This window comes from Chengkuizengella sediminis, assembly GCF_010078385.1.
Lineage (GTDB): Bacteria > Bacillota > Bacilli > Paenibacillales > KCTC-33759 > Chengkuizengella > Chengkuizengella sediminis.
This window is the reverse complement of the sequence record NZ_SIJC01000005.1, coordinates 211,055-225,162: the sequence shown is the minus strand read 5'-3', so window position 1 is coordinate 225,162 and position 14,108 is coordinate 211,055. Positions and strand designations below refer to the sequence as shown.

The following is a 14,108-nucleotide window of genomic DNA, read 5'->3' as shown; positions in this document are numbered from 1 at the left end:
AATATTGAACAATGTGTTCATTATCGACTATAATGTACATAAAGAGATTAAACAATAATCAAAATAGTTTGTATTGTTCAAAAAGAAACAGATTCATTTAAATTATTCATTAAAATAGGGGGAATTTTCTTGAAAGAACAAAAAAAAGACAGGAGAGTTCAAAGAACGAGAAATTTATTACACGAGGCACTTCAGGATCTTATGGTAGAAAAAGGTTACGAAGCGATTACTGTCCAAGATTTAATTGATCGAGCAAATATCGGTCGATCGACATTTTATTCTCATTTTGTGGATAAGGAAGAGTTGCTTGTTGAAAATGTTAATATATTAAGTGAGTTAATAAAAGAGCAGATGGTTAAAATTGAAACTAAAAAAACGGAAGTATTTCGTTTCGAATTTAGTTTAAGTTTTCTGCAACATGCACAAGATAGTAAACATTTGTGGAAGGCAACTGTTGCACCAAGTGGCTTGTTTGTTCTTCATCACATCAAACGAGTAATTTCTGACTTGATACGTGAAGAAATAACCATATCGAACTCTTCTAGCTCGTTAAAAATTCCTCAAGACGTAGCGGTAGAGTTTGTAGTGAATACCTTGATGAGCCTTATTCATTGGTGGTTGGATGGGGAAAAACATATACAAGTATCTGCTATTGAAGTAGATGAGATGTTTCATCAGTTAGTCTTAACAGGAATTGGATCCGATATATTAAACTAATATTCATTAAGTTAAAACAACTTGCATAAAAGATAGAGGGACATAGAAATAAGTAGAATAATCAAGGAGGGTATTAATTTGAACAACATAGGAAAACATTACTTGGAAACCGTCGAACATAACTTTGAAGGATTGAAATCATTAGGTGAAAAATCGATTGCACAAGTAAATGAAAGTCAAATCAATTTTGCTGAAAATGAAGATTCAAACAGTGTGGCAATAATTGTAAAACACTTACATGGGAATATGAAATCAAGGTGGGAGAACTTTTTATTTGTTGATGGAGAATCTGTTGGAAGAGACCGTGATAGTGAATTTGAAGGACTTATTAACACTAAAGAAGAGTTGTTATCTATCTGGAATGAAGGTTGGGAATTTGTATTTAGTGCTATTCGAGGTTTAAATGAAGATGATCTGAATAAAACCATTACGATTCGAAATCAACCTCTTAGTGTAATGCAAGCCATCCAAAGACAGCTCTCTCATTATTCCTATCATATTGGTCAAATCGTATATTTATCAAAACAACTTTCAAGTTCATGGGACTCCTTAAGTGTTCCAAAAGGAAAATCTAAAGAATTTAATAAACGTATGATGAACGAGAATACTTAAGTAATTTTAAAATACATTTTTTTACTGGGGGTCTATTTGTGAAACAAATTAAATTCAATTATACTACAACGACATCTCAAGAATCCTCATTAAATTATTTATTATCTTTGCCTAAAAGATATCATAAAACAAATGAAAAGAGACCACTGATTCTTTTTCTTCATGGAGTAGGTGAAAGGGGAGATGATCTTGAAATCATTAAAAAACATGGCATCCCCAAAATAGTTGGAGAAAAAGATGATTTTCCTTTTATTACAATTTCACCACAATGTCCAGTTGACTCGGTGTGGGATAGAGAATTGGATGTGTTATTTTTTTTAATTCAGGATGTTGTGCAAAACTATAAAGTGGACATTTCACGTATTTATTTGACAGGTATTAGCATGGGTGGGTATGGAGTTTGGTGTTTAGCTGAAAAATACCCATCGTTGTTTGCTGCATTAATTCCAATTTGTGGTGTGTCGTTACCTTTAATTAAATTTAGGGGTGGAATAAATCAGTTAAGCAAGACACCGATTTGGGTATTTCACGGTGCTGAAGATGATGCGGTTCCCATCCAACATTCAGAAGAAATGGTCAAAGCTTTACATCAAGTTGGTGGAAAAGTTAAGTTTACAATTTACCCTCATTTGGGTCATGACTCATGGACGAGAACATATGAGAATGAAGAAATTTATGAATGGTTGTTGAGTCATAAAAATGAGAATATGAAATGATTTTATAGATTAATACTTATAATTGTGCATTCCTCATTCGAATCATTGAAAAATGTAAAGTAGAAGAAATCAGCGAAATTTTTAAAGGCAATAGTGAAGGAGTTAATCTTAATTCAATATTGGCTTCCACTAAACGTTCAATTAAATCACCTACGGGTTCAACTTGTAATGGAACGATGGTTTCAGTTGAAATATAATATCCAGCGCTCTCATCGAAACAGGTAAATAATTCATTTGAAAAATGATATACATATAATCTTGTTTCTTTAATACACTGCAACCATCTAGATTCAATTGCTATTACTTTTTCTGCAATTGTAGACTTTTGAAACACTTCTAAATCAACTGTTTTGGAATCAGGTTTTGGCCAAAACCCAATTCGAGGGCATTCTCGCGGAAAATAATATAGAGGTGCATTGTTTTTGTCTATAGACCATACTACTGATGGAAGTTCTGGAAATGCATTGCTTTTTCGTGGTTCAAATTTGTTGATGTTTGGATTTTCACTAAAATGAAATAAAATAATTATTCCTCCTAAAAAATAGTTTACAATAAAATATCATTGAATAACGATAGAATCTAGCGATTGATTGGATTATAATTTGTTATCAATGATTTCTCTTTAAAATACCTTTTTCAATAGAATAAACTCCATTCCCTTCTGTATCGTGAAGCTCACCATTCAGTAAATAAACACACGTATCTTCATTAATTCCATAATTGGTTTGTTCACCATATCTATTCACTGCTTCTCTTAAATGATTCTGATCATTCCATTCTGTGAAATGTACAGCAAGTAAAACATTCGAGACAAGCCCTATTCCACTTCGTTGCTGGAATTCTTTATGTACATTATCTTTAGCTGAAATTATACAATGCTCTGGGCTTATTAACGCTCCAGCTGAAAAACCCGCTACAGGAGTTCCATCCTCATATTTTTCCTTTATTACTTTTGATATGGGTGTATCTACAATGTAATCTGCATATACATTGGTATCTCCACCACCTATGATGATACCTGAACTATCATTTAAACATTTTATTACTTTGTTGGTAGGAGTAGATGGTAGGGGAAGAATTTGAATATCTTCAACGCCAAGTTCTTTTAAACTACTCGTGTAATTGGGTATGTATTGTTTCCATCCAACACGTTCCACTACTAGAAAAGATATAGGTGAGTTCTTTTTTGAAGTTTCCTGTACAAATTTCTTTGCCATTTTTTTTGTAAATGGAGGTCCTCCTCCGAATAGAAATAAATGTTTATTCATAATTTCCCTCTTTTCACTATTGGAGTATTATAACAAATTACAATCGTTTGGCAACTGATGATTACAATTTTTTGAAAGGTGAAATAAGGAATAACCGTATTAAATTTTTGTTGACAACATTTACTAAACAGAGTAAAATCTCTTATTACATTCAAATTACATATGTTACGATTCATTAATATATGCAGTAGTATAAATGGTAAGTTCAATTTTAGATGAAGCTTGTGGAACGGGTGAACATGCATCATTTTTAAAAATAGCTTCAAAAAATCGATGGAATTGAGTTATAAATGAAGATGGGGTGGAAAAAATGAATGATAAAATAAATATAGAAGATGTTTTTACAAACATACCCGAAATAGAGACTGAAAGATTACTATTAAGAAAAATGAGGCTTGAAGATGCAGTGGATATGTTTGAATATGCTTCTGACCCTGAGATGACAAAATATACTTCTTGGGATACTCATAAGACGGTTGAAGATTCAAAACAATTTATACAAATGACATTGGAGAAATATGAAAATAAAGAAATTAGTACATGGGGAATTGAACATAAACAAGATCAAAAATTAATAGGAGGATGTGGATTTGTTTATTGGAATCCTGATCATGGACGAACGGAGATAGGATATTCTATATCCAGGTCTTACTGGAATCAAGGACTAATAACAGAAGCTTCACAAGCCTTGATCAAATTTGCTTTTGATAAAATGAAGGTCAACAGAGTTGAAGCGAGATGTAATGTTGAAAATGTAGGTTCTGAAAGGGTCATGCAAAAGTTAGGGATGACTTATGAAGGGATTTTAAGAGAACAAATATATATTAAAGAGAATTATGAAGATGTAAAGATGTACTCGCTTTTAAAAAAGGAATATGAAAAACGATAAGAGAAAGCTCTAAAGGAGTAGGTCACTGTGAGAAATAAAATTAAACAGGAACTTGTTAGGGTTGAAAAAGAACATCAAGTAAAAATTTTATATGCTTGTGAATCAGGGAGCAGGGCGTGGGGGTTTCCATCACAGGACAGTGATTACGATGTAAGGTTTATTTATATCCATCCTAAAGATTGGTATTTGTCCATTAAAGAAAAGAGAGATGTCATTGAATTACCCATTGATGATTTGTTAGATATAAATGGATGGGACTTACAAAAAGCATTAAAACTGTTTAAAAAGTCAAATCCTCCTTTATTAGAATGGTTACAATCCGATATTGTGTATTCAGAACCCTTTACAACAGCTCAAAAAATTAGAAATCTAAGTCCTGTATTGTTTTCTCCAAAATCATGTTTACACCATTATTTAAATATGGCAAAAGGCAACTTCAGAGACTATTTACAAGGAAACGAACTGAGAATCAAAAAATACTTTTATGTTCTAAGACCATTATTAGCTTGTAAATGGATGGAGATAAAGCAAACTCCTCCCCCATTGAATTTTGAATTATTAGTGTCATCTCTAGTTCCAAAAGGGCAATTACAAGGTCAGATTTTTGACTTGTTAAATCGAAAAAAAGCAAGTGAGGAACTAGATAAGGAACCTAAAATCAATGAAATTCACCTGTTTATAGAGGAAACAATACAATATTATGAACAATATACTCAAAATGTTTCTAAAGTCGTATGGAATAACGATGATATATTAGATAAAATATTTTTAGAGACTTTACAAGAAGTTTGGTAAAATTAGAATATATTACATACATAAGGTGATGAGCATGAACGAATTAACAAACAAAACGATGATCGTAACGGGAGCTGCTGGGGGAATAGGAGAAGCAATCACAATTAAATGTTTAGAGCAAGGTGCGACCGTAATTGCCTGTGACCTTAATAATAAACAATTAAAAAAACTTGAAAAATTGAAGTATAGATATTACGATAATCCACTTTTTGTTTTTCCGGTAGATGTTTCGGATCATAAGGACGTTAAGCAATTTTTTTCACTTATTAATATGAAATTTTCTAAAATTGATGGTCTTGTAAACAATGCTGGAATTTATTTAGGAAGAGATTTACTAGATTATACTCCAGAACTAATGGATAAGGTCATAAACGTAAATATAAAGGGCTCTACCTACTTTTCACAACTTTTTGGGGAATTATTGTTACAGCGTAAAGACAAGGGTTCTATTGTGAATATCTCATCTGTATCTGGGCAAGAAGGTAGTACGGATGCGGTGTATGGGTTAACGAAAGCTGCACTTATTGGGTTAACAAAAAGTTGTGCACTTAATTTTTCTCCTAATATTCGTGTCAATGCCGTAACACCTGGATTAGTTGAAACAAGTATGTTAGAGGATATTCCGGAATGGCGGATGAATGAATACAGAGAAAAGGAACTATTAAATGAAAGATTACAACCTGAAGATGTAGCCAACACGGTTGCTTTTCTTCTATCGGACTCTGCTCGTAATTTTACTGGTTCTGTATTTGATATTAATAACGGTTGTTATATGAGGTAAATGAAAAACAAACAAGGGGATAGACACCATGAATGAAATTAAGGTTTTACATATCGATGCTTTCAGTGAAATTGCTAACAAAGGAAATCCTGCTGGTATCGTATTAAATGCAGACCATTTAAATGAACATCAAATGCAAAGAATTGCAAAATTAGCTGGATTTAATGAAACAGCATTTATTCTTAAGTCTGATAACTCAGATGTACGTATAAGATATTTTACTCCTGGACATGAAATAGATTTATGTGGTCACGCAACGATAGCAAGCATTTATGCGCTTCGAACAAATAAACAAATAACTCAAGATTCCATTACAATTGAAACGAATGTAGGTCATTTACCTATTCGTGTTTATGAAGAAGGAAAACAATTAAGTATATTCATGCAACAAAAACCTGCTCAGTTTTTACCTTTTAAATCTCCAATAAGCAAGTTAGCTGAATCTATAGGGTTAACCAAACATGAAATAGACTTGCAATATCCAATTGTATATGGCAATACAGGGGTTTGGACGTTATTGATACCTATTAAAAAACTAGAATCTTTTCAAAAAATGAAACCTAATAATCAATTTCTTCCAAAAGTTTTAAATGAAATGCCAAAGTCATCTGTACATCCTTTTTGCTTAGAAACATACGACGAATTAGCCGATATGCATGGTAGGCATTTTTCTTCATCTTACTCAGGAACAACTGAGGATGCAGTGACAGGTACGGCATCTGGCGTAATGGGCGCGTATTTTGCAAAATATATTAATAATGAACGAGATTCGAACAAATTATCAATTTTAGTTGAACAAGGTCAAGAAATAGATAGGGATGGCAGAGTATCAGTCCAAGTAGATCAAACTTCTGAGGGTTATGAAGTTGGAATATATGGTACTGCTGTTTTTGTAAAAGATTTTAAAGTTTCTATATAAAAATGGAGTACTTAAAATTATAAGCCACCGATAACGGTGGTTTTTTTCTTTGCTCAAGAATTGGCATGATTTACTAGTAGTCTATTAAAAAAATAGGTGATATGATCATTAGGAATTTAGCAATACATATATTATATGAATATACTTTTATATCAATATTTTATAATGAAAAATGATATAGCTTGAGCAGGAATAATCTATATGTATTTTAATTCGTACGTATCTATGTAAATGAATATTAAAAAAATAGATTAGTAGAGGGGAAACCATGAAGAAAATCTTATTGTTAATACTTACAACGTCCATGGTGTTTTTGTTATTCACTTCTTTGAGTATAGTCAGTGCGTTAAGTGCTGAAGAAAAGTTTGATTCATTAAAGGAAAAAAACATATTTAGTGGATATCAAGACGGATTGCCACATTTAGAAGATCAAATGACTCGTGAACAAGCAGCAAAAATTATTACCCTTCTTTTTAGTTTAAACATTTCTGAATCTTCAGGTGAACAGACGTTTTCTGATGTTCCTATAGAGCGGTGGTCTCATCAATATATTGAAGCTGCTGTAAATTACGGGATAGTTAATGGAATAGGAAACAATGAATTTGCTCCAACTGATCAAGTTACTTATGAACAGTTTGCAAAGATGTTAAGTATTGGATATATTCAAGTTACAAATGAAGAAGTTGTTGAAGATAAACTAGCAGATGAAAATCATGTGAGTAAATGGGCTAAAAAGTATGTTTCATCCGCATTAAATTGGGGATTAATCGAAGAAACTGAAAATTATAGAAGTTTTGCTAATCGTACATTTTTGGTAGAGGCAGCTTATATAACAGAAAAGAAATTATTGGATAACGTTATAGTAGAAGTAGAACCAGTAGTTTCCCCATCTGAAGGAAATGATAGTGGTTCAAATACTAGTGATAAAACAGAAACGAGCACAAGTGACGGATCAGAACCAGATGCAGGTGGCGGATCAGAACCAGATGCAGGTGGCGGATCAGAACCAGATGCAGGTGGCGGATCAGAACCAGATGCAGGTGGCGGATCAGAACCAGATGCAGGTGGCGGATCAGAACCAGATGCAGGTAGCGGATCAGAACCAGATGCAGGTGGCGGATCAGAACCAGATGCAGGTGGCGGATCAGAACCAGATGCAGGTGACGGATCAGAACCAGATGCAGGTGACGGATCAGAACCAATGGTTTTAGCGTATTATACTCAATATGGTTCTCAAGACAGTACCTCACTGCAAGCATTAAAAACGTATCACAATTATATGAATTCTATATCTACTGCAACATTTGGTATTACCAATTTAGGTGAAATAGAAGGAGATTATCCAACAGTTGCGTTAGATTTTTCTAAAAATAACAATATTAAAACCTATGCAGCCATTGGGAATCATGATGAGGACGGATTTTTTAGCCGTGATCTAGCAAATGAAGTTTTAAACAAAAGTGAATTGAGGCTCAAAACGATTAACAATATTGAAGCTTTGGTGAAAGATTATAACTTTTCAGGTGTTAACCTAGATTTTGAAAATATGTATTATTACGATAGAGCAATTTATACTCAATTTGTAGATGAACTTTCCAAAAGATTACAACCTCAGGGATATGAAGTGATCGTCTCAGTTACAGCAAAAACATATGACGATCTAGATGCGGCTTGGAGTGGAGCTTTTGATTACGCTGCACTTGGTGAAATTGTAGATTATGTACAACTAATGTCCTATGATCAACATGGAACCTGGGGCGTACCTGGTCCAGTTTCAGGTTATGATTGGCTGCAAAATGTATTTAATTATGCAGATTCACAGATCCCATCAGAAAAAATAATAATTGGAATCCCTGGCTACGCAATTGATTGGGATTTATCTGGTACTTCTGATAATAAAGCAATAAGTCAAAAAGAAGTAACTAGAAGATTTTCTGAAGGAGGCATTACAGTAAAGAGAGATTCAAATTCAAGAACACCATATTATGAATATAAAGATAATGTAGGGAATCAACATGTCGTTTGGTATGATGATGATATAAGTATTAGTGAAAAAGTAGATTTAGTTAATGATTATAATTTTGCTGGTGTTTCCGTATGGGAAATTGACTATGGTAACGAGAATTTTTGGAAAGCCATCGAAAAAGGTTTAGAAAATAACTAAATGATAGAATTAAAAGTTAACTAAAAATAGCCGAAAGGCTATTTTTTTTGCAACTATAATTACTTCATATTCGTGGAAACATTTGCTGGTAGAAATATAAAATAATAGTTGTTATCATATTAACTGTATTTTTCAATATTTTAGATTACTGTAATAGAGTAATATGTATTTCATATGATATTCATCTTTTGATTAAAATAAATATATGAAGGAGATTTTACCATGAAGAAAAGTTTATCTATGTTACTTACATCAGCCATGGTATTTGCATTGATGACTACATTCACTACTGTTGAAGCAAAAACTACAGAACAGAAGTTTGATGAATTAAAAGAAGAAAGAATTTTTAGTGGGTATGATGATGGATTACCTCATTTAGAAGATAAAATGAACCGAGAGCAAGCAGCAAAAATTATCGCACTTTTGTTTGATTTAGATTTATCAAATATTTCCGAGAGTCCAACTTTTTCTGATGTTCCAATGAGTACTTGGTCTTATAAATATATAGAAGCTGCAGCTGAAATTGGAATTATTAATGGAATGGGTGATGGTAAGTTTGCACCTAAAGAAACTGTTACTTATGAGCAGTTTGCCAAAATGTTAACCGTTGGATATGAAAAATTAACCGATGAAAAAATTGCAAAAAACCAAACTGTTAAAGGTAATGTGAGTACTTGGGCTGTAGATTATATTGCAGCTGCCCTAGATTGGAACTTTATAGAAACTCATGAGGATTATACTATTTCTGCCAATCGTAAGTTTTTAGTAGAGTCAGCCTATTCAGTATACGGTATAGCAAAAGAACAAGGTTTAATATCTAAAATAGAAGATAAAAAAGTACTTGCATTTTATACGAAATATAATCCGCAAGACGTGTCATCATATGATTCATTAATTTTATATGAAAAATCTATAAATTCAATTGCTACATCTACATTTTCTCTAACTGAATCAGGGGAAATCGATGGCTTATTTGCAAGCGAAGGTGTGGATTTTGCAAATGGAAATAACATTTCAACCTATGCTGCAATAAACAATGGAGATGGTTTTGATCCAGATTTGGCAAGCCTTATATTAAACGATACAAAATTAAGCGAGAAAACCATTAATAATATTGAAAAGTTATTGAAAGAATATGATTATGATGGAGTTAATTTGGATATTGAAAATATGCACCCTGAGGATAGACAAGTATATACTCAGTTTGTGCAAAAACTAGCTGATCAATTACAACCTAAAGGATATGAAGTTATCGTTTCAGTTTCAGCAAAATCATCTGACAATCCAAATGCGGCTTGGAGTGGAGCCTTTGATTACGATGCATTAGGAGAAATTGTAGATTATATACAATTAATGTCTTATGATCAAAATGGTCCTTGGGGTTCTGCAGGTCCAGTTTCAGGATTAAATTGGGTAGAAGACGTAGTGAAATATGCAGTATCTGAAATAGATTCTGATAAAATATTAATAGGAATCCCTTCTTATGGTTATGATTGGAATTTAAATGATGCTTCAAAAAATAAAACGATATTATGGAGTGAACTCTCTAATATTATGACCAATAATGAAAGTACAGAAATGTACCGTGATGAAGCTGCAAATTCTCCGTATCTAACATATACGGATGCTGATGGACAAGAACATATCGTTTGGTATGAAGACAGTGAAAGTATAATAGATAAAGTCGAATTAATTGATCAATATGGTTTAGCAGGTGTATCAGTTTGGGAAATTGGTTTGACAAATGATGGTTTATGGACGGCCATTGAAAAAGGATTACAATAATAATTTATCTTTTGTTGGGAAAAGATATGCAGGAAGCTCTTACTGGACTTCCTTGCATATCTTTTTTTAAAAATAATCATTTCAATAATATATTGAGCTCTTTAAACACTTTTTTTGATCTTGAATCACGTTACAATTGTGGGTTATTTATGCATTGTAAAGTAAACCCTTCCTTGTTAAGATAGGTTTATTATTATCTTATATAACATACATAAGGAAGTGGGGAGAGCTCATGAATTATGAAGTGAAATCAATTAATATTGGGAAGTCAAAACAAATTGAAGAAGGTTTAAATTCCGCCATCAATAAATTCCCAATAACAGAAAAGGTATATGTATCTTCAACAATTATTATTGGAGATGAACAAGCTGATTTGAAACACCATGGTGGAGAAGACCAGGTCTTGTGTGTATATTCTTATGATCACTACGAACATTGGGAGCAGGAATTGAATCATAAAGTAGATATTCCCTCTTTTGGTGAAAATCTGACTGTAAAGAATATCTCCGAGGACGACGTATGTATTGGTGATATTTTTGAACTAGGGGAAACCAGGCTACAAGTTAGTTTGCCTAGACAACCATGTAGAGTTTTAGCAAAGAAATTTAATAATGATCAATTTGCAAAGAAGGTTAGTGACAGCGGTTATACCGGTTTTTATTTTCGTGTGTTAAAAGAAGGATATATTGAACCAGGACAAACTTTAAGTCTTATCCAACGACACCCCAAACAAGTTTCCATTTCTGATGTGAATAAATTGCATTATTCTGATCAAAAAAATGTAGATTTGTTAAAAAGAGTTGTAGAAGTTGTGGAATTAAAAGCTTCTTTACGTGAGAAGTTCAAAAAAAGATTAAATGAAATTATTTAAAATCACCTTCAAGAAATACTGAACTGAATATGTTTAATATTGGAAGATTCTCCTTGAGAGTCTTCCTTTTTATGTTTGGATAGCTATTTATCATAATCATATTTAATTTTGGAAACAATTGTATATCATAAATCGTTGACTTGAATAAGAAAATCCAGTATTGTATTAAGTGTACTATTTGATGTGATACACTTAATACAGATAAGGGAGGAAATCATATGTTAGTACATATCGATCAAAAAAGTCAAACTCCCATTTATGAACAGATTATTAAACAGATTAAAGAACTTAAAGTGAAAGGAATTCTTCAAGTGAATGAGAAACTGCCTTCTGTTAGAGAATTATCTTCCAATCTATTGGTCAATCCTAATACTGTAAGTAAGGCTTATCAGGAATTGGAACGGCAAGAGGTGATAGTCACACTTCGAGGAAAAGGGACTTTCATTTCCGATCAACCTGTTTCTAATTTAGATTCAAAAAAAATGGAAGAGTTAAAAAATACGTTAAAGCAAGTTTTAATTGAAGCAAGGTATTATGGGATATCAAAAAATCAAATAACAGAATGGCTTGATGAATTGGATAAGGAGTTAGGGGGCGAAACAGATGTTAAGAGTTGAAAAATTAAGTAAAAAAATTCAAGATAATAAAATTCTAGACAATATATCCTTTGAGATTGAACCTGGAAAAATCATAGGTTTAGTAGGTAGAAATGGTGTTGGAAAAACAACATTATTAAGAACGATAGTAGGGATATTAACCCCCAATAATGGAGATACAAGTTTTGAAGGTCAAAGTGTTTACACAAATCCAAACATGAAACAACATATGGTGTTTGTTCCTGATTCTCCTGAGGCTTTAAAAAATTATTCAATATCAGAGATTGTGAAACTTTATGAATTGATATATCCCGATTTTGATCGAAATTATTTTTATAGTTTATTACAAAAATTCTCATTAAATCAGGGGAAGAAGATAGGAAAGTACTCTAAGGGGATGAAGGCTTTATTTTCTCTTGTGCTTGCTTTCTCAACAAAGGCAAAACTGATCATTCTTGATGAACCAACGGATGGTTTAGATGTCATTATAAAAAAACAAATTATACGATATATCTTAGAAGAAGTGTCTGAAGGGAATACATCGATTTTGATTTCATCCCATCGCTTAGAAGAATTAGAACAAATTGCAGATACAATCATGGTAATGAAAGAGGGAAGGATTGAGTCCCATAATGAACTCATGGATATGAAGAGGGAATATAAAAAAATCCAGGTTGTTTTTAAAGAGCATTTACCAGAATGGATTGAAGTATTAGGTCAGGTAAAGCAGCTTAATCAAATAGGACGTGTATACACTTTGTTACTTGAAGAAAAAACAGATGATATATCTCAATTGATAAAAAAGGAAAAACCATTACTTTTCGAAGAACTCCCGATAACGTTAGAGGATATCTTTGTAGCCAAACTAGGAGGTGAGGAACATGTTTAATAAAGCACTATGGAATAAAGAGTATAAACAAGCAAAGTTCATCTTATGGTCTATGTGGATAGTATTATTTTTGGGAATGCCAATTCAGGTGATTACACGATTGCAAAATCTTACGGAATATGAAAAAAACGAACTTTCTATCAATCCAGATTTCAAAATCCATACAGACTACTTTTATGATAATGTTCTTAATTTCACTTCCATCTATGTTGTGTTATTAATCTTAATTTTTATATTGGCAAGCCTATTAATCGGGTCTGAAAGAGGAAATAAAACAAATGATTTTACATTTTCACTTCCTTTTTCACGTAAACAAATATTTTTATCAAAATGGATGATAGGAACTACATTTATTGTTTCAGCGTTTATATTAAATTTTATATTCACTCAAGTTATTATTTATTTTTCTGAATATCAAAACATGTTAAATTTTGAATGGTCGTTTATATATTTTATTTATCCTTTTATTGCTTTTGTGGCACTTTATGTTTTTGCCTTATTTTTTGGCACGATTACAGGTGGTTTCATATATCAAGCTGCGTTAACTTTTATTTTTTTTATATTTCCTTTAGGTATTTATTTCTTATTGGGAAGTTTCTTTGAAAATGTACTAAAAAGGGATTTATACGATTTCTTTTACGAAATGGATATATTGTTTTTGGGAAATTATTTCGATACAAATTCTATTAAAAACTTGTTTTTTAATGTAATTCATCAAAACAATGTTGTAGAAGATGGCTTTTATTCTTTTATTTCATATGACTATCAGGTTTATTATTACTTCTTGCTTATTCCAGTTTTTTATACACTGATTTTATTACCATTAAGTGTATTTCTATATGAGCGAAACAAAGTAGAGAATAATGGAAAATTTTTATTGTTTCCACAATTAAATAAATTCTTTATGTTTGGCATCGTTATTTGTTTTGCGTTATTAGGAGGGATAATTGGAACAGCATTTGTTCCATATCGCTTAAATTATTTAGATAGTTTGTTTTATATCTTTGGATTTATTGGATTTGGGATTTTATCTTATTATTTAACTAGGAAATTATATAATGTGAATTTGAAAATCAGCAGCAGATAAAGAATTTATACATCAAGAT

General features: G+C 31.9%; 15 protein-coding genes. 13 read left to right on the top strand and 2 right to left on the bottom strand.

Going from position 1 to position 14,108, the window contains the following annotated elements; all coding sequences use genetic code 11:
* Window positions 1–129 precede the first annotated feature (129 nt).
* The 3 genes from EPK97_RS12455 (at window position 130) to EPK97_RS22430 (ending at window position 2,045) form a co-directional block, all read left to right on the top strand.
* Window positions 130–717: a TetR/AcrR family transcriptional regulator gene (locus EPK97_RS12455; RefSeq protein WP_162036946.1), complete on the top strand. Its 588-nt coding sequence runs from the start codon at window positions 130–132 to the stop codon at window positions 715–717.
* 78 nt (window positions 718–795) lie between these two features.
* Window positions 796–1,329: a DUF1572 family protein gene (locus tag EPK97_RS12450; protein ID WP_170295521.1), complete on the top strand. Its 534-nt coding sequence runs from the start codon at window positions 796–798 to the stop codon at window positions 1,327–1,329.
* A 38-nt stretch (window positions 1,330–1,367) separates the two neighbouring features.
* Window positions 1,368–2,045: a carboxylesterase family protein gene (locus EPK97_RS22430; protein WP_338075704.1), complete on the top strand. Its 678-nt coding sequence runs from the start codon at window positions 1,368–1,370 to the stop codon at window positions 2,043–2,045.
* A gap of 16 nt (window positions 2,046–2,061) precedes the next feature.
* Here EPK97_RS22430 and EPK97_RS22425 read toward each other — a convergent pair whose 3' ends face one another.
* Window positions 2,062–2,568 (bottom strand): DUF6886 family protein, encoded by a 507-nt coding sequence (locus tag EPK97_RS22425; protein WP_338075708.1) that lies wholly within the window; start codon window positions 2,566–2,568, stop codon window positions 2,062–2,064.
* Window positions 2,569–2,653: 85 nt separating this feature from the next.
* Window positions 2,654–3,313, bottom strand: a complete 660-nt coding sequence (locus EPK97_RS12435; protein WP_162036945.1) for a Type 1 glutamine amidotransferase-like domain-containing protein — start codon at window positions 3,311–3,313, stop codon at window positions 2,654–2,656.
* Window positions 3,314–3,623: 310 nt separating this feature from the next.
* On the opposite strand from EPK97_RS12435, the gene EPK97_RS12430 reads away from it, so the two are divergent.
* From EPK97_RS12430 to EPK97_RS12385, 10 genes are all read left to right on the top strand, one after another.
* The gene (locus EPK97_RS12430; RefSeq protein WP_162036944.1) at window positions 3,624–4,202 is read left to right on the top strand and encodes a GNAT family N-acetyltransferase; all 579 of its coding nucleotides are present in this window, start codon (window positions 3,624–3,626) and stop codon (window positions 4,200–4,202) included.
* A gap of 27 nt (window positions 4,203–4,229) precedes the next feature.
* Entirely contained in the window at window positions 4,230–4,997 is a 768-nt protein-coding gene (locus EPK97_RS12425) for a DNA polymerase beta superfamily protein (RefSeq protein ID WP_162036943.1), read from the top strand.
* A gap of 34 nt (window positions 4,998–5,031) precedes the next feature.
* Complete coding sequence (locus EPK97_RS12420) at window positions 5,032–5,778, top strand: SDR family NAD(P)-dependent oxidoreductase (protein ID WP_162036942.1); 747 nt, start codon at window positions 5,032–5,034, stop codon at window positions 5,776–5,778.
* A 28-nt stretch (window positions 5,779–5,806) separates the two neighbouring features.
* Complete coding sequence (locus EPK97_RS12415) at window positions 5,807–6,697, top strand: PhzF family phenazine biosynthesis protein (protein WP_162036941.1); 891 nt, start codon at window positions 5,807–5,809, stop codon at window positions 6,695–6,697.
* A 268-nt stretch (window positions 6,698–6,965) separates the two neighbouring features.
* Entirely contained in the window at window positions 6,966–8,861 is a 1,896-nt protein-coding gene (locus EPK97_RS12410) for a glycosyl hydrolase family 18 protein (protein WP_162036940.1), read from the top strand.
* Window positions 8,862–9,083: 222 nt separating this feature from the next.
* Complete coding sequence (locus tag EPK97_RS12405) at window positions 9,084–10,646, top strand: glycosyl hydrolase family 18 protein (protein ID WP_162036939.1); 1,563 nt, start codon at window positions 9,084–9,086, stop codon at window positions 10,644–10,646.
* Window positions 10,647–10,878: 232 nt separating this feature from the next.
* Window positions 10,879–11,517: an MOSC domain-containing protein gene (locus EPK97_RS12400; protein WP_162036938.1), complete on the top strand. Its 639-nt coding sequence runs from the start codon at window positions 10,879–10,881 to the stop codon at window positions 11,515–11,517.
* A 218-nt stretch (window positions 11,518–11,735) separates the two neighbouring features.
* Window positions 11,736–12,134 carry a GntR family transcriptional regulator gene (locus EPK97_RS12395; protein ID WP_162036937.1) on the top strand — a complete coding sequence of 133 codons (399 nt, stop codon included), beginning with the start codon at window positions 11,736–11,738 and terminating at the stop codon, window positions 12,132–12,134.
* Window positions 12,121–13,002, top strand: coding sequence for an ABC transporter ATP-binding protein (locus EPK97_RS12390; RefSeq protein WP_162036936.1), 882 nt, complete (start codon window positions 12,121–12,123; stop codon window positions 13,000–13,002). The genes EPK97_RS12395 and EPK97_RS12390 overlap by 14 nt, the downstream gene beginning before the upstream one ends.
* Window positions 12,995–14,089 carry an MFS transporter gene (locus EPK97_RS12385; RefSeq protein ID WP_162036935.1) on the top strand — a complete coding sequence of 365 codons (1,095 nt, stop codon included), beginning with the start codon at window positions 12,995–12,997 and terminating at the stop codon, window positions 14,087–14,089. Before EPK97_RS12390 ends, EPK97_RS12385 begins: the two co-directional genes overlap by 8 nt.
* Window positions 14,090–14,108 lie beyond the last annotated feature (19 nt).